Origin of the sequence: Facklamia sp. P12937, assembly GCF_050409505.1 — a bacterium.
GTDB lineage: Bacteria > Bacillota > Bacilli > Lactobacillales > Aerococcaceae > Facklamia.
Genome location: NZ_JBNUPI010000003.1, coordinates 19,763 through 36,020, shown reverse-complemented (window position 1 = coordinate 36,020; position 16,258 = coordinate 19,763). Strand labels below are relative to the sequence as shown.

At 38.8% G+C, this 16,258-nt stretch carries 21 protein-coding genes; 10 read left to right on the top strand and 11 right to left on the bottom strand.

The window, feature by feature from the left end; genetic code table 11:
• Positions 1 to 24 precede the first annotated feature (24 nt).
• Positions 25 to 918 (bottom strand): LCP family protein, encoded by an 894-nt coding sequence (locus ACQV2R_RS01700; RefSeq protein ID WP_428891736.1) that lies wholly within the window; start codon positions 916 to 918, stop codon positions 25 to 27.
• 193 nt (positions 919 to 1,111) lie between these two features.
• Here ACQV2R_RS01700 and galU point away from each other — a divergent pair, with 193 nt between their 5' ends.
• From galU to atpC, 10 genes are all read left to right on the top strand, one after another.
• Positions 1,112 to 1,984, top strand: coding sequence for a UTP--glucose-1-phosphate uridylyltransferase GalU (galU, locus tag ACQV2R_RS01695; protein WP_428873686.1), 873 nt, complete (start codon positions 1,112 to 1,114; stop codon positions 1,982 to 1,984).
• A 9-nt stretch (positions 1,985 to 1,993) separates the two neighbouring features.
• Complete coding sequence (locus ACQV2R_RS01690; protein WP_428873685.1) at positions 1,994 to 2,875, top strand: UTP--glucose-1-phosphate uridylyltransferase; 882 nt, start codon at positions 1,994 to 1,996, stop codon at positions 2,873 to 2,875.
• Positions 2,876 to 3,309: 434 nt separating this feature from the next.
• Positions 3,310 to 4,017 (top strand): F0F1 ATP synthase subunit A, encoded by a 708-nt coding sequence (gene atpB, locus ACQV2R_RS01685; protein WP_428873684.1) that lies wholly within the window; start codon positions 3,310 to 3,312, stop codon positions 4,015 to 4,017.
• A 24-nt stretch (positions 4,018 to 4,041) separates the two neighbouring features.
• The gene (gene atpE / locus ACQV2R_RS01680) at positions 4,042 to 4,254 is read left to right on the top strand and encodes a F0F1 ATP synthase subunit C (protein ID WP_258435918.1); all 213 of its coding nucleotides are present in this window, start codon (positions 4,042 to 4,044) and stop codon (positions 4,252 to 4,254) included.
• Between the two features lie 27 nt (positions 4,255 to 4,281).
• Positions 4,282 to 4,782: a F0F1 ATP synthase subunit B gene (gene atpF, locus ACQV2R_RS01675; RefSeq protein ID WP_428874747.1), complete on the top strand. Its 501-nt coding sequence runs from the start codon at positions 4,282 to 4,284 to the stop codon at positions 4,780 to 4,782.
• A complete protein-coding gene (locus ACQV2R_RS01670; RefSeq protein WP_258435920.1) occupies positions 4,769 to 5,173 on the top strand; it encodes a hypothetical protein in 405 nt (134 codons plus the stop codon). Before atpF ends, ACQV2R_RS01670 begins: the two co-directional genes overlap by 14 nt.
• Positions 5,170 to 6,705, top strand: a complete 1,536-nt coding sequence (atpA, locus tag ACQV2R_RS01665; RefSeq protein ID WP_428891735.1) for a F0F1 ATP synthase subunit alpha — start codon at positions 5,170 to 5,172, stop codon at positions 6,703 to 6,705. Before ACQV2R_RS01670 ends, atpA begins: the two co-directional genes overlap by 4 nt.
• Positions 6,705 to 7,643 carry an ATP synthase F1 subunit gamma gene (atpG, locus tag ACQV2R_RS01660; protein WP_428873681.1) on the top strand — a complete coding sequence of 313 codons (939 nt, stop codon included), beginning with the start codon at positions 6,705 to 6,707 and terminating at the stop codon, positions 7,641 to 7,643. Before atpA ends, atpG begins: the two co-directional genes overlap by 1 nt.
• Positions 7,644 to 7,645: 2 nt before the next feature.
• Complete coding sequence (gene atpD, locus ACQV2R_RS01655) at positions 7,646 to 9,106, top strand: F0F1 ATP synthase subunit beta (protein WP_428873680.1); 1,461 nt, start codon at positions 7,646 to 7,648, stop codon at positions 9,104 to 9,106.
• The gene (atpC, locus tag ACQV2R_RS01650; RefSeq protein WP_428873679.1) at positions 9,090 to 9,530 is read left to right on the top strand and encodes an ATP synthase F1 subunit epsilon; all 441 of its coding nucleotides are present in this window, start codon (positions 9,090 to 9,092) and stop codon (positions 9,528 to 9,530) included. Before atpD ends, atpC begins: the two co-directional genes overlap by 17 nt.
• A 46-nt stretch (positions 9,531 to 9,576) precedes the next feature.
• Here atpC and ACQV2R_RS01645 read toward each other — a convergent pair whose 3' ends face one another.
• From ACQV2R_RS01645 to ACQV2R_RS01600, 10 genes are all read right to left on the bottom strand, one after another.
• Positions 9,577 to 10,740: a nucleotide sugar dehydrogenase gene (locus tag ACQV2R_RS01645; protein WP_428874748.1), complete on the bottom strand. Its 1,164-nt coding sequence runs from the start codon at positions 10,738 to 10,740 to the stop codon at positions 9,577 to 9,579.
• Between the two features lie 61 nt (positions 10,741 to 10,801).
• The gene (locus ACQV2R_RS01640) at positions 10,802 to 12,274 is read right to left on the bottom strand and encodes an FAD/NAD(P)-binding protein (protein WP_428891734.1); all 1,473 of its coding nucleotides are present in this window, start codon (positions 12,272 to 12,274) and stop codon (positions 10,802 to 10,804) included.
• Positions 12,275 to 12,382: 108 nt separating this feature from the next.
• On the bottom strand, positions 12,383 to 13,009 hold the full coding sequence (locus ACQV2R_RS01635) for a DUF4230 domain-containing protein (protein ID WP_428873676.1): 627 nt from the start codon (positions 13,007 to 13,009) through the stop codon (positions 12,383 to 12,385).
• Between the two features lie 103 nt (positions 13,010 to 13,112).
• On the bottom strand, positions 13,113 to 14,174 hold the full coding sequence (locus ACQV2R_RS01630) for a glucosaminidase domain-containing protein (protein WP_428891733.1): 1,062 nt from the start codon (positions 14,172 to 14,174) through the stop codon (positions 13,113 to 13,115).
• Positions 14,171 to 14,401, bottom strand: coding sequence for a phage holin (locus ACQV2R_RS01625; RefSeq protein WP_428873674.1), 231 nt, complete (start codon positions 14,399 to 14,401; stop codon positions 14,171 to 14,173). Before ACQV2R_RS01625 ends, ACQV2R_RS01630 begins: the two co-directional genes overlap by 4 nt.
• Before the next feature lie 22 nt (positions 14,402 to 14,423).
• Complete coding sequence (locus tag ACQV2R_RS01620) at positions 14,424 to 14,648, bottom strand: hypothetical protein (protein WP_428873673.1); 225 nt, start codon at positions 14,646 to 14,648, stop codon at positions 14,424 to 14,426.
• A gap of 64 nt (positions 14,649 to 14,712) precedes the next feature.
• Positions 14,713 to 14,952, bottom strand: a complete 240-nt coding sequence (locus ACQV2R_RS01615; protein ID WP_428873672.1) for a DUF2922 domain-containing protein — start codon at positions 14,950 to 14,952, stop codon at positions 14,713 to 14,715.
• 21 nt (positions 14,953 to 14,973) lie between these two features.
• Positions 14,974 to 15,177 (bottom strand): hypothetical protein, encoded by a 204-nt coding sequence (locus tag ACQV2R_RS01610; protein ID WP_428873671.1) that lies wholly within the window; start codon positions 15,175 to 15,177, stop codon positions 14,974 to 14,976.
• A gap of 66 nt (positions 15,178 to 15,243) precedes the next feature.
• On the bottom strand, positions 15,244 to 15,801 hold the full coding sequence (locus tag ACQV2R_RS01605; protein ID WP_428875853.1) for a sigma-70 family RNA polymerase sigma factor: 558 nt from the start codon (positions 15,799 to 15,801) through the stop codon (positions 15,244 to 15,246).
• An 87-nt stretch (positions 15,802 to 15,888) separates the two neighbouring features.
• Positions 15,889 to 16,071 (bottom strand): hypothetical protein, encoded by a 183-nt coding sequence (locus ACQV2R_RS01600; protein ID WP_428875854.1) that lies wholly within the window; start codon positions 16,069 to 16,071, stop codon positions 15,889 to 15,891.
• Positions 16,072 to 16,258 lie beyond the last annotated feature (187 nt).

Below are 16,258 nucleotides of genomic sequence, written 5' to 3'. Positions count from 1 at the left end.
CTATGCCTAGCTGTCTATTTTCATTTATTTATCCGATTCTTTTTCTAATTTAAAGCTTTCTTCATTTTCTGAATTATTGGTAAGCTTACCGTCTAACTCGTCCTTAATAATTTGTTGATTCTTAGTAAAGGACTCTTCAGTAATTTGATCATAATAGATGCCGTCTAACATAAAGCCTTCACCTTCAAATTGATTAAAGGTTAGCGTTGGACGCATATCTAAGTGTGAAATTACTAGCTTACCCAAATCAAACATATTGAGATTCATCCCCACATATTTGTTAATAGCCGTCGTCATATCTATTACTTCTTTAATACCTCTGCTTTTATTTAAAGCAGATTGGGTAATACCAACTACCACTTGACGTTGACGCTTTTGACGAGCATAGTCGCCACCAGAATTGTAGCGTTCTCTAACGTAAGCAAGCGCCATCTCACCATCTAAATGTAGTTCTTGACCTTCAGTAAAACTATAACCGCTGATTTCAAAAGAAGTTGGTGGAACAACATCAATTCCTCCTACAGAATCAACTACATCAGCTAAGCCTTTCATATCAACGGTAATATAGTATGGAATTTCAATATCTAACCAGTTTTCGACTGTTTCAACTGACAATTCCGGTCCCCCAAAGGCATAAGCGTGATTAATTTTATCCATTCCTCTATCAGGAATATCAACATAGGAGTCACGAGGAATAGAGGTAATGACAATATTTTCTTCCTTAGGATTTATCGTAGCAACCATCATAACATCTGAACGCCCAACTTCTGTTCGACCTAAATCGCCCGTATCAATCCCTAAAAGTAAGACTGAGAATGGCTTATTAATATCCATAGCATGGGTAGTCACAGTAGTTGTGAATAATGATGTCATGAATAAAGCAAAGACAGTAATATATTTAATTAGTTTTTTGGACATTGTTCCATCTTCCTTTCTATAATAGCATAGTTATTATAAGTTATTTACGAGGCGATTTCTAGAAATTCACAAAAAATACTAACTTATCACTAATCACTTTAAAAACTTTGAGGCTAATTAAGAATTGACATGGCTTGAGAATATCAGATAAAAGCCGTATGATAAAATGGATTACAAACAAAGGAGATTGTCTATGAAAGTTAGAAAAGCCGTCATCCCCGCAGCAGGGCTTGGAACTAGGTTTCTTCCTGCAACAAAGGCCATGCCTAAAGAAATGCTTCCTATCATTAATAAACCGACTATTCAGTTTATTGTGGAAGAAGCCCTTCAATCAGGTATCGAGGATATCTTAATTGTGACCGGACGGTCTAAGCGGCCCATTGAAGACCATTTTGATGCCAATGAGGAGTTAGAAGCCGTCTTAGAAGCTAAAGGTAAAGAAGAATTACTAACCACTGTCAAAGATCTTAATAAGATTAACCTCTTCTTTAAACGTCAATCTTATCCAAAGGGACTGGGCCACGCTGTTTTACAAGCCAAGAATTTTGTAGGAGATGAACCTTTTGTCGTCATGTTAGGCGATGACTTAATGACCGATACGGTTCCTTTGACCAAACAATTAATCGATAATTATAAAGATACCCATGCCTCTACTCTAGCAGTCATGTCAATCCCACCTCAAGATACCTCCAAATACGGTGTCATTGATCCGGAGCGCCAATACAAAAAAGGTATTTATAATGTGAGACGGTTTGTCGAAAAGCCAGCACCCGAAGTCGCACCGTCCAATTTAGCTATCATCGGCCGCTACCTATTAACACCAGAAATCTTTTCACTATTAGAAACACAAACAGCTGGGGCTGGTAACGAGATTCAATTAACTGATGCCATCGATCGCTTGAATAAAATCCAACGCGTCTTCGCCCTGGAGTTTAATGGACATCGTTATGATGTAGGAAATAAATTCGGTTATATGAAGACAGTAATAGAATATGGTCTCAGTCTTCCGGATTTACGCGATGACTTAATTAAATTTATCAAGTCCACTGTTGACGAGCGCTTATAGGAGGTTATTATGACTAAGGTTCAAGTTAAAAAAGCTGTTATTCCAGCCGCTGGTCTAGGCACGCGCTTTTTGCCAGCCACCAAGGCAATTGCTAAAGAAATCTTACCTATTATCGATAAGCCGGCCATTCAATTCATTGTTGAAGAGGCTATTGCGGCTGGGATTGAAGATATTTTAATTATTACTGGTAAAGGAAAACAAGAAATAGAAGATCATTTTGATGCCAACTTTACCCTCGAACAAAATTTAAAAGCCAAAGGGAAGGAGAAACTCCTTAAACTAGCCACTGAAACATCTAACTTAAATATTCATTATACCAGACAACACCATCCAAGAGGACTGGGTGATGCAGTTCGTCACGCCAAGGCCTTTATCGGCAATGATCCCTTCTTACTACTCTTAGGAGATGATATTATAAGGGGAGAAAATCTTTCCAAACAGATTATTGATCTCTATGCGGAAAAAAGACAAACAGTAATTGCCGGCGTTCGTGTCGATCCTGATAAGACCAAAAATTATGGTATCTTAGCTATTGAAAAAACAGCTACCCCTCACGTCTTTCAAGTCCTCGATATGATAGAAAAACCACAAGATCAACCGTCTTCAAATATGGCTGCAGCGGGGCGTTATATCCTAGAACCGACAATCTTTTCCATCCTAGACCAACTTGAAGTTGGAGCAACAGGTGAAGTGGAATTGACTGACGCCTTAATTGAATTACAAAAAACGCATCCCCTATTAGCTTACGAATATCAAGGCGAATGGTTTGAAGTAGGAGATGCTAAAGGGATGCTCAAAGCTTCTATTATATTCGCCATCGATCATCCTGAAGTTAAAGAGGAATTTATCCCTTATCTTAAAAATTTAGCTGAAAAGTTTGCGAATGAATAGTTATAAAAGCAGTGTCAATTTATGACTCTGCTTTTTATTTTAGAAATTATAAAGGCTATGGAGGTCGATAATAAATAAGAAATTTCAGAAAACACAAATAAAAATAAAATTTTTTTCTAATATTCGTATTTTTATATTGTATAATATTGCACCACTTAAATAATAATTTATGCCGTTTTATGTAAGCGAATAAAAAACGATTGTATCCCCTATGCTATCAATAAATAACTCCATAATTATTAAAAAACTTTAACAAGTTAACTTAAAGGTTAAACTGCTATAAAAGCCAAAGCACTACGATTTCTTTTGAAAGTCATAAAAATTATGCTATAGTGGATATAAGTGCTAAAATTTTACTTTTTTTCTTAGAAAAATAGTTTAACTGTTTAATAAGTGTAAAATCAGCATTAAAACTTATGAAAGAAGGAATCTGAATGGAAGATACACCGATTGTTCGTTTTCTCGGCCTATCTTTTAACTTCAACACCTTGATAGCCACCCTGGTCGTGGTAGCCATCATCACGGTGTTGTGCTTATTAGTTAGCCGCAGATTATCAGCCAATCATCCTTCCAAATTCCAAGTTTTGATGGAAATCATCATTGAATTTGTTGAAGGCATCTGTGACTCAACCCTCGGCCAGCACCAAAGTGTTTATGTCAATCTAGGGTTGACCTTTTTCTTGTTCGTTTTTGTGTCAAACTTAATTGGACTCCCCTTTTTAATTGTGACAGAGCATGAATCATTTTGGCGAAGCCCAACGGCTGATCCTATCGTAACCATTTCCCTAGCAATTATTGCTATTTTATCAGGTCACATTTTAGGGATTAAAAAGAATGGTTTAGGAGGTCACTTTAAAAACTTTTACGCTCGCCCAAATATTTTAAAATTACCTTTACAATTGGTTGAGGAAACAATCAATACAACCACCTTGGCCTTACGTTTGTTTGGTAATATTTTTGCCGGGGAAGTTTTAGTCGGACTGATTGCTAAATTCGCTATGGTCTTCATTCCATTTACTTGGGTAATTGCCATTCCCTTACAATTTGTCTGGCAAGGCTTCTCTGTCTTTATTGGTGCTATCCAAGCTTATATTTTTACCACTTTAACTATGGTTTATTTATCACATAAAATTAATCACTAATCCAAATACAAAGGAGATTTAAATATGACTGAATTAGCTGCTGCACTTGCTGTCGGAATCGCTGCCCTAGGTGCGTCAATTGGTAACGGAATGGTTATTTCTAAAACCATCGAATCCATTTCACGTCAACCCGAATTAGACTCACAATTAAGAGCTTTAATGTTCCTAGGTGTTGGTCTGATTGAGGCTGTTCCGATTATCGCTGTTGTTATTTCCTTTATCTTAATCTTTAGCTAACCATCAACTATTTAAGGAGTGTCAATATTGGACTTTACTATTATTCTGGGCGAAGCCCTTTTAACGCTTGCATCCTTTTTGATTTTACTCTTTGTCATCCATAAATTCGCATGGAAACCCTTCAACCAAATGCTAGAAACGCGTCAGAAGAAAATTACTGACGATTGGCAAGCGGCTGAAGAAGCTAAGAATAAGAACAAGGAAGCCCTATCACAAATTGATGCACAACTAAAATCAGCTCACTTAGAAGCTGAAAAAATTATTCGTCAAGCACAAATTGATGCCAATCATCTGCGCGACAAGATGATTGAAGAAACACGTCAAGAACAAAGCAAAATGCTGCAAATGACGCAAGAAGATTTAAAACTACAAAGACAAAACTTTGCCGAAAATATGCAAGAATCATTAGTCCATATGGCAGTTGCCATGGCAGGCAAGGTCATTCGTCGTGAAATTTCAGAAGATGACCACCGTCAAATGATTCAAGAATTTATCACTCGATTGGAGGAGCTCGATGAACAACGGTAGACTTCACAAACAAGAAGACTTAGCAGAGCTCGCCCTAAAATCAGGACGACAGGTCACCTATGAAGATGACCTGCTCTTCGAACTGCTAGACATTGAAATTAATGATGAAGAAGAAGGTCAAGAAATCTTAAAAGAGTTAACTGGAGAGCGACTCTTTTTATCTTCAGCGATCCCCTTAACCAAAGCAGAAAAGCTTAAAATTGCCCGTGAATTCATGCGCATTACTGGCTTTTCTATTCGTTCTTTTACCACTATTATTAACCCAGACTTAATTATTGGTGTCCGCTTACAAAGCGAACGCTTCTACTATGAGCTTTCTGGCGGACAGATCTTGCAAACTATGCAAAATGAAATTAATATTCCGGAAAGTGAAGAGGTGATTTCTTCATGAGCACAAACGAAAAGTTTACAAAAGATGTTTTAAAACAAATCCACGACTTTGAAATTGATAAGAAGTTAGAAGAAATCGGAACCGTTTCTTATGTCGGCGACGGTATCGCCTTTTCTGAAGGATTAGACAACGCCATGTATGGTGAGATGGTTGAGTTCAATGATGGAACCATCGGCATGGTACAAAACCTTGAAAACGACCAAGTCGGAGTAATTATTTTTGGCTCCTACCATCAAATCCATGAAGGCGATATTATTCGTCGAATGAACCACACCATGGAAGTTCCCGTTGGTAAGGCCCTGCTTGGACGAGTGGTAGACGCCTTGGGACGTCCCATAGATGATAAAGGACCTATTTTAACCAACAAAACACGACCCGTCGAACAAGAAGCTCCGGGCATCATGGAAAGACAGTCGGTTAAAAAGCCTTTGGAAACAGGTATTAAGGCCATTGACTCCCTAGTTCCCATCGGAAGAGGTCAAAGGGAATTAATTATTGGAGACCGTAAAACTGGTAAAACTTCACTCGCTATCGATGCCGTCTTAAATCAAAAAGGCAAAGATGTTATTTGTATCTATGTAGCGATTGGACAAAAGGAATCAACGGTAAAAAACATTGTCAATACTCTGACCAACCGTGGTGCAATGGATTACACTATTGTAATGACTGCTTCTGCTTCCAAGCCTGCTCCTCTTTTATACATCGCTCCCTATGCGGCAACTGCTATGGCTGAGGAGTTTATGTACGAAGGAAAGCACGTCTTAATTATATATGACGATTTATCCAAACAAGCAGCAGCTTATCGTGAAATGTCCCTCTTGCTCAAACGACCACCTGGGCGTGAAGCCTATCCTGGGGATATTTTTTATCTACACTCACGTCTTTTAGAACGTTCAGCTAAATTATCGGATGAATTAGGCGGTGGTTCGATCACTTCTTTACCGATTGTTGAAACGCAAGCAGGTGATATCTCAGCTTATATCCCAACCAACGTTATTTCCATTACAGACGGACAGATCTTCTTACAAAGTGATCTCTTCTTCTCTGGCGTTCGACCAGCCATTAATGCCGGACTATCGGTTTCACGGGTTGGAGGATCTGCGCAATTAAAAGCCATGAAACAAGTATCAGGAACCTTACGTTTAGACCTAGCTTCCTATCGCGAATTAGAAGCCTTTACTTCCTTTGGATCAGACATCGATGAAATGACTGCCCGCCAATTAAGACGTGGCGAGCGCATCGTGGAAGTTTTAAAGCAAGGCCTTCACAAACCTATGCGCTCTGGCGTTCAAATCATCGTCTTCTACGCTTTAGGTAATGGTTACTTTGATAAGATATCCGTTAGTTTAATTCACCAATTAGAAGAAGTAATTGCTAATGAATTTACTACCTATCATGCCGGGCTTTTACGACAATTAGAAGATAACCAACCCCTACCAACTGAAATCGAATTAAATGGTATTTTAGACAAAGTTGTTGATAATTTTATCCTTGTTCATTCTGAAGGATCTAAAACAGGAAGTGATAAGTAATGCCGTCTTTAAACGAAATCAAACGACATATTGCTTCTACTGAAAAAACAAAAAAAATAACTAATGCTATGCAGATGGTCTCAAGAAATAAAGTCAACCATTTATTGGATATGACTCAATCTTATCAAGTCTATATTGATCATTTAAGAGAAACCATAGTGCAACTGCACTATACCTTAAAAGTCACCCCTCCTAACTTTTCCAAACCAGAAATTCGCTCTTTAATTACTCCCCGGAAAGTGAACAAAATTGGTATTTTTCTTATCTCAACTGATAAGGGCTTAGCAGGTTCCTATAATGTTAACTTAATTAAGGGGCTGGATGAGTGGATTGAAGAACAAAACTTTGATGAAGAACAAGAATTAGTTTTTTATACCCTAGGACGGACAGGTGAAAGATATTGCCGCGAACGGGGCTACAAAATTGCTCGCTCTTACTATCCGCTGTCTGACCAGCCGGGCTTTCAAGAAGCTCACTACTTCATCAGACAACTACGTTCAGCCTATGTGGAGAAAGAATGTGATGAGCTTTATTTAGCTTACAATCACTATGGAGTAGGTTCCGGTACGAATTCAAAATTTGGAGTCGATAACTTATTACCGGTAGTTTCTTTAAACCGCCGTATGGAACTTGATCCATCTTTTGATAAAAAAGAATTAATTTCGGAAGTCTTTTTAATCGAGCCCTCAATGGAAGCAGTATTAGAAGGCTTAGTTCCTCAATATATCGAATCTTTTGTCTACGGTGCCCTCTTACAGGCCAAAACAGCTGAACATTTCTCACGTATGATTGCCATGCAATCGGCCACTGAAAATGCTAAAGAAATTATTGAAGACTTGCAGTTGCGCTATAATCGCGCCCGACAAGTTAAAGTAACCAATGAAATTATCGAAATTGTTGCAGGTGCTCAAGCCCAACATAAAGAAAGAAGGAAATAAGTATGCGAATCGGACATATCAAACAAGTAATCGGACCGGTCGTGGATGTTTCCTTTCCTTTAGAATACGGAACACCAGAAATCCATCATGCCCTGGTTGTAACCGACCTTGAGGAAGTAAATGAAACATCCGACTTAAAGACGATTCTCCAACACCGAAAAGTGGTACTCGAAGTCGCTATTGATATTGGGCATGACACCGTACGTACCATTGCCATGGAAGCAACCGAAGGTTTATCACGGGGCATGGCTGTAGTCGATTTAGGTGAAGCCATTAAAGTACCCGTAGGTGAAGCTACATTGGGACGCGTATTCAATGTTTTAGGAGATACAGTCGATAATGGACCTGAACTCTTCCCAGATGTAGTCAAACATTCCATTCATGCCGATGCGCCTGAATATAGCGAGCTGGCTTCAAACTTCGAAATCTTAGAAACAGGAATAAAGGTCATTGACTTATTAGCTCCCTACCTCAAGGGTGGAAAAATTGGTCTTTTTGGAGGAGCCGGTGTCGGTAAGACGGTATTAATTCAAGAATTAATTCATAACATTACCCAAGAACACGGTGGCCTTTCGGTCTTCACTGGAGTTGGTGAAAGAACGCGTGAAGGAAACGACCTCGTCCATGAAATGCGCGACTCTGGCGTTTCTAAAAATACAGCCATGGTTTTTGGCCAAATGAATGAACCCCCTGGAGCTAGAATGCGGGTAGCTTTGTCTGGTTTAACCATGGCAGAGTATTTTCGTGATGTAAAGCATCAAGATGTCTTGCTCTTTATTGATAACATCTACCGTTTTACTCAAGCAGGTTCTGAAGTTTCGGCTCTACTTGGAAGGATGCCTTCAGCAGTAGGTTATCAACCTACCTTAGCTTCTGAAATGGGAGCCATGCAAGAGAGAATCACTTCCACCAAGGCAGGATCGATTACATCCATTCAAGCAGTATATGTACCAGCCGATGACTATACAGATCCAGCGCCAGCGACTACCTTCTCTCACTTAGATGCAACCACTAACTTAGAGCGTAAATTAACCGAGCAGGGTATCTACCCAGCGGTTGATCCACTCGCCTCCTCTTCTTCAGCCTTATCTGAAGATGTTGTTGGCGAACGACACTATCGGGTAGCTCGTGGCGTTCAACAAACTTTGCAAGGCTATCAAGACCTCAAAGATATCATCGCCATCTTGGGTGTAGATGAGTTGAGTGAAGTTGAAAAACTAACCGTTAAAAGAGCCCGACGTATTCAGCTCTTCCTATCACAAAACTTCCACGTAGCAGAAGCCTTTACTGGTATTCCAGGTTCATACGTAACCGTACAAGAAACAATTGACGGCTTCGAAGGTATTCTAAATGGTGATTACGATAATCTGCCTGAAGAAGCTTTCCGTAACGTAGGAAATATCGATCAAGCCATTGAAAAAGCTAAGAAAATGGGAGTGGATTTGGATGACGCAAACGCTTAAAAATCTACAAGTTCAGATTATCTCTCCTAATGGCGTAGTCTATACCAAACGTGCCCGCAAATGTCATGTGCAAACCATTGATGGTGGTATCACCATTCTACCCAATCATATTGCCATGATGACCGTCTTAGACATCTCAACTGTTATCGTAGCACCTCTAGTCGAAGGCAAACCGGATGACTATATCGCTATTAACGGTGGACTATTGGAAATTCGGGACAACGAACTTAATATTATTGCCAACATGGCCGTTCGAGCCCTAGATATTGATGATGCTCAGACTAAAATGGAGTTGTCCATGGCTGAAGATAAGCTGAAACAAGCAGAAATCAATCAAGATATTCGCGCTTATCATTCAGCTGAAATTGAATTACGAAAAGCACTCAACCAATTGGATGCTTTCAAACATCAACATAATCAATAAAAAGAAACCTTCCGTTTTCAAATTAACGGAAGGTTTTATAATTATCTTAATTATTGCCAAAAACGTCGCGACTATAGACTTTTTCTTTTACAGCTGCTAATTGATCTGCAAGGCGATTAGCAAGAATAATATCAGCCTTTTGACAAAAGACTTCAAAATCAGCTACAACTTCTTCGCCATCAAATTGCTTTTCTTCAAGTGTCGGTTCATAGATAATTATCTCTTTGCCTTCTGCTCGCAGCTGTTTAATAATATCAAGAATAGCAGATTGACGGAAATTATCCGAATTGGATTTCATGGTCAAGCGGTAAATGCCGATTACTTGCGCTTGATGTTTTAAAACTTGTGAAGCAATGTGTTCTTTACGGGTTGCATTCGAATCCACAATCGCTTGAATTAAGTTGTTTGGAACGTCTTGATAATTAGCCAGCAATTGCTTGGTATCCTTAGGCAGGCAGTAGCCACCATACCCAAATGACGGATTATTGTAGTGATCACCAATTCTAGGGTCAAGCCCTACTCCTTGGATAATGTGCTGACTGTTTAAGCCACGTACTTCAGCATAGGTGTCCAATTCATTAAAATATGAAATCCTTAAAGCCAAATAAGTATTGGAGAAGAGTTTTACTGCTTCTGCTTCAGTTGAAGGCATGGTTAAGATAGCCACTTCTTCATCCAAGCAAGCCTCAGCAAATAATTCAGCTACTGTCTGACTATGAACAGATTCATTGCCGACAATAATACGAGAAGGATGCAAGTTGTCGTAAAGCGCCTTACCTTCTCTCAAAAATTCTGGTGAGAAGATAATATCCATACCATATTGTTGACGGATTTCCTCAGTATAGCCGACAGGAATGGTTGATTTAATCACAACTACTGCCTGAGGGGCATATTCTTTAACTTTATCGAGCGCCTCTTCGACAGCTGAAGTGTCAAAGTGATTATTAGCGTCATCATAATTAGTTGGCGTAGCAATAATCACTAATTCTGCTCCACTATAAGCATAGCTAGGATCATCGGTGGCTTCTAAATTTAAAGAATGATTGGCTAGGTAATCTTCCATTTCAGCGTCCACAATAGGTGCAATTTTTTGATTGATTAAATCGACCCTTTCTTTAACAATTTCCATCGCTTTCACTTCATTATATTGAGCCAAAAGAATCGCATTTGAAAGCCCGACATAACCCATTCCTGCAACTGTTATTTTCATGACGCCACCTTATCTTTCGTTATTTTAATTCTATTATACAAAAGTTCACTCTAAGTTAAAACTAAATATCCCGTGAAGATTCAAGCAAGTGTTTCACACAAGCTTCTGCTTGCTTATAGGTCAGCTTGGTATTATTGTTACCAAATTGAGTAGAGAAAATCCAATGACCTGTTAGATATAAATGCTCCAATCGGCCAAATCTTTGACTAAGAACTTGAGTATGCGGCCAATCAACAAGAATACCACCCAATGGATTTGCTTGGATAATTCCTTCTTGATACATTTGATTAATTAAAGGATCATGTTGAGCGGCTGTCTCTAAGTTTTGGTCAAAGCCGGTTGCATTGATTAAATAGCCGCTTTGATAGCGTAAGCCTTTTTGAGTGACAACGGTAAATCCTTGGGCATTCACTTCCACAGCTTTCATACCAGAAACAATCCGAATACGTCCATCTTTCAAACCTTGTAAAATAAACGCAATACTTTCAGCCGGTGTTTGACTTCTAAAATGTTCGAAAAGTCCCATAAAATCTTTAAAGAAGCGTATGCGATCTTGGGATGATAAGGCCATATTCAAGGCTGGTAGAAAGGCAGTCAACTTGCGACCATATAATTGTAAGATACTTAATCGACGGTTTTGTTGGTGGATAGCCATTAAACCTTCCCCAATGGATCCTTGACTGTATCTTTCGACTAAAGATTTCCAATCTACCCCATTGGCTTCCATATCCTCTTCAAATTGATGAAATATAGCTTCTAAAGGGATTGTTTGACCATCAGATTGGGCCAACTGCTTATCAATCCAATCTGCATTTAAGTTAAAAACCAAGTCTTCGGCATAGCGTTCAAACTTCGGTGTCGAAAAGGGCTGGTCTAAAATATAAAAAGTCACCGGATGATCAATGGTAATTGGATAGTGATCTTGTAAATAACGCATAATATCAATCCCAGTTAATCCGGATCCAATGATTCCAATTCCTTTTTGATAGTCCAAATCACTTAGAAGCTGTTCAACTGGATAAGGATGGTGAATATAGCCTTCTTGTCCCAAAAGATTATAATAATCGGCATAAGGTGGATGACCTACTGTCATTAGGACAGAATCATAGGGTCCATATTGCCTACCTTGCGCGTCATATAGATAATAAGACTTGGGGGATTTAATTTTCAGTTGATGAATACGCTGATTCACCACATGAATGATATCTTCTTCAAAGTATGGACTAAAATAATCCTGGATATACTCACCAAAAATAGGTCTGGGTGAAAAAATATCCCTGCGAGCATATTCGGGATAATGATCTTGTAACCACCTTAGATAGTGGTCAGCGTCTTGCCATTCAAAACCTAAATCACCGACATAGGAGTTCATTAATAATTGGTTAGAATCAGGCTCATAAGGGGAGCCTACTCCCAACTGTTTACGGTCTTCAAAAACATCCACATGATTTATCAGATTCTGGTGATTTTCTTCAAGGATTGTTTTAACAGCGGCCGCTCCGGCAACCCCTGCTCCAATAATTGCTACTTTCATAATGCACCTCCATTATCTTTTTCTCCACTTCCATTATAACGGATTTGTATCCGCTTTACAGTAGGAGAAAAACAAATGAAAAAAGGCCTTATTAAAAGGCCTCGTTCTCTAGCTTGCCGTTTCAATTGTTAATTGAATTTCAGGATCAATTGTTTTCAGCATATCTGTTAGCAATTTTTCAATTTGGCTTTGTGAATAATTCTGTGCTTCCTTTAATAATCCCTTAGATAAAGCTTGCTTCTCCATTTCTTTTTTTAGGTCTGATTGAAGACTCACAACATCATCCACCTTAATTGGATTAAATAGCGAACCTTCTTCATCAATGATTTCGATTGAATCATCTTCGACTTCATGCGCTAAAATTTTCGCTTGTGGGACTTTAACCACTAGGTTTTCTTCATTAGAAATGACGTCAATCTTTCCTAACTCTACCCCTGTATGAATGATACCGGAATAGGTCATCATAAACTCTGATTCAGTAAAGGGAATTTCCCAAGACTTTATCGTTTTATGCTTTTCAAATTTTCCCATATTAGTGTAGTGATATTTCATAGTGGTTAATTCCTGTGAATCTTCTAAACGATTTTTGATTAATACTAATTCTTGATCCGTTACTTGATTAGGTATGGAGTGAACAAAATGATTGAATCCGTACCAACCTATCCAAGCTACAAAAAAAAGGATGCCTACTAGTAGAAAGAAATAATTCAAGAATGTTTTAAGCGCTTGTTTCATCTATTCACCTCTTTTAAAGTTTGCCTATTTACTATCATAGCATAATCCATTCAGATAGTATCCGTCTTAAGGTGGAGAGAGGAAAAAAATGAGACTAATTCCATTAATCCGTTAGCTGGACAATTTGATACCGATAATCCCCCAAGTTGAATATTGCTTTCTTACTTGGATCGACTAAACAACTAAGCGGCAGCGCTAATTGCTGACGAAATTGCTCCATTTCTGCTCGATTATAACCGGGACACAGGGTATTGTTATTAACTTCCCAATGTCCTTTAACAGCAGAAGCGGGTATGTTTAAATCTTTCATGAGTTTACGCGTGAGCCAGTCTCTAGCTTTGATTTGTTGAGGCGAATAGTCTTCTTTGGCATTAGCTTCTACTGATAGATGGACACAGAAATGATTACAATTGGCTACCCCCCAAGTCATGCGTTCTAGGTCATAATTTTGGTAAATTCGTCCTTGACTATCGATATAAAAGTGATAGCCTCCACGATCCCATCCACGTTGCTTATGCCAAAAGACCTCGTGGTCTGAAATTTGACGATTTAAAGACCGTTTCACACCTGTATAGTGCCAGACAATGGTTGTGATAGCATCAAGAGTCCTGTCTTTTGCTTGTCCACCTAGAGCTTCTGACCGCCGGTCAATAATAAGAGGCTCATCCAATTGCTTATTTAATTCCTCCACCCTATTCACTGCTAGATTATAGCTCGTAAGATCATAGCAGTTGATAATTTCAATTAACTTATCACCATAATGGGGGTCACTCGCATAAATGCCTGTTAAAGCCCTGGCCTCTTCAAAGGAATCCTTTGCTTCGATTGCCGCTTTATAGGCCACATGCTGACGGTAAGGAGTAGAAGTGAAGAAAATAGCGTGGTCTTCAACGCCTTCTTCCAGACTCTTATAGGCGCGAAACTGTGAAACGACCATCTGGCCATTTGCTTCTAGTGAAGGATGGTCGACTACCTTACCCTGCCAAGGGAAAGACGCCTTTATACCAAAACCATTATTAGACTTTAGATAAAGTGGAGATCTCCCGCCATTTGACTCTAAGACAAATTGTGCCATCCGGGTCGCAACCGATATCGGACTTTGATATTTCTTAAAAAGTGGTGCTAAGCTAGCCATTCTTTGACTCATCCAAGCCTCTTTTATCATATTAAGGCCCCCCAACCCTTAGGCGAGTTATCATTATGATGATAGTGATAAGAGGATATTTGTAAGATAGATCCTAAAAAGATAGTTAACAAATTAATCAGCCCCACCCATTGACCTCCTTGATTCAAGTGGTACAAGTCGGCCATTCCTTGTACAAAAACAGCCAAGGCTGGTAGAAAAATTAATACGAGCCATTTGCCTAAATCATAAAAACGATTAGATAACATTCTATCACCCTTTCTATTATTTTTATATCCATTGACGACTTTCTGCCGGCCACATAAAATAATCGTTTTGATCGACCTTTTGTTTAATCGTTTGTAGCTCTTGGTTAAACGCTTCTAGTTTGGCCTGCATCCAATCAATGCGTTCAATTAGATCGTGCAAGGCAGTAATCAGGCCAATTAACTTAGAAATCAAGGTAATCACTGCAATAATCGCTCCAGCATAAGAACCCAAATCAATCAAATGCATGCACAACCTCCTTTTAGTAATAAGGAGCTGAGCAAACACTCAGCCCCTCTAAAATCATGCTTAACTAAGCTTCTTCATAGGCATAAACATCGGTAACGTTACGCTCAACATAGCGAGCGGCAACCGGAGTCACATACATATCTAAGCCCTGATCATCTTTGAATAAATCACAGTCAACTAGAGCCTGCATCACAGCTTCGGCAGTTTCTTTAGTAACTGAATCAGCTGGTTGATTAATCGTAATCTTACGCGTTTTACCCGCCGCATCTAAGAAAATCAATTCTAATACCATACTATCTTTCATCTTGCTTTCCCCTTTCCATCATTAAATAAAATTATAAGCATAAACAGCTTGAGCGGTATCGGTTGGATTAATGGTTAATTGATCGATTTGATCTTTAACCAACTGCACTTGATTGGGAGTAACCCCCTCAATCAAGCCTTGAATAGAGACATTAAAAGTCTTCTCCGTTGTCGGATTCATACCTTTAAGCGCTAAACGCCCTGATTTGTATTCTTTACTTTCCATTTTTCATTCCTCCTAGGTATTTATGTAAGCCGTACGATCTTACACCTTATACACACAATCAGATCATCAAAAACGGCAAGAAAAAGACAAGTTTTTAGATTTTTCTTTAAAGAGATGACCGAGCTTAGCTGCAATACGCTTTTTATCATTGCGGAGGGTGCGCTCAGAGATGTTGCAGAGCTGGCAGATTTCACGATTGCGCCATTTTCCTTGTAAAATTAAATTGAAAATCTTACGCTCTCGTTCTTTTAGATGGTCTTTAACAGTTTGTTCCAATAAAAAGATTGATTCTTTTGAGCATTCTTCTCTCAGCTCTTCGATAAGATCTGATAAAATAACAGGATCTGTCGGGGTCACTTGATAAGTGGATTGGCGCAAACGATTGAGTAGAAACCATTTTAAACCCTTACCCGCATAAGCGATAAATTGATAGCGATGATCGATACAATTTAAGGGATCGCCTTCAAACTTTTGATAAAGCCTTATCAACTCTAACCGCATCTCCTGAAGATGGTCTTGATAATCGTTATGGTGGGTAGACAATTGGTAATGATGGAGCCAGTGATGGATGAGGGGGTCAAACATAATAATGACATTAGTTAATTCTTCAGATGATTTTTTCATTAGTCTTCCTCCTTGAATTTTGACATGAAAAAAACGGGCCGAAAGCTAAGGAATATCCTTACAATCTAGCCCGTCTAGCGGTTCTGCTTAATTCTTATTTTTATTTTTATTTTTATTTTTCTGAGTTACCTGCGCTTCTTGAATGGTTACACTATCGGATGGAAGAAATTGAATCTTGGTTTCAATTCCTTTGCTAACAATAACAACCGTTTTCTGTTTCAAATCGAGCTCACAGACTTTCTTGTTCCTCGAATTCCTTATTTCGAGCATCCGAATCCTCCTACTATATTCAATTGAGTCCATGTGATGACTCATAGTTTCTCATCACTTTATTCAAAACACAACTTATATGATAAATGGCTTATAACAAAACAAAATAGCAAATTAAAAGACAACTAAGCGATTCTTTTTCTTATAGCTATAGGTAGCAGGCTCCCCCTTCCTCAGATTTATTGTT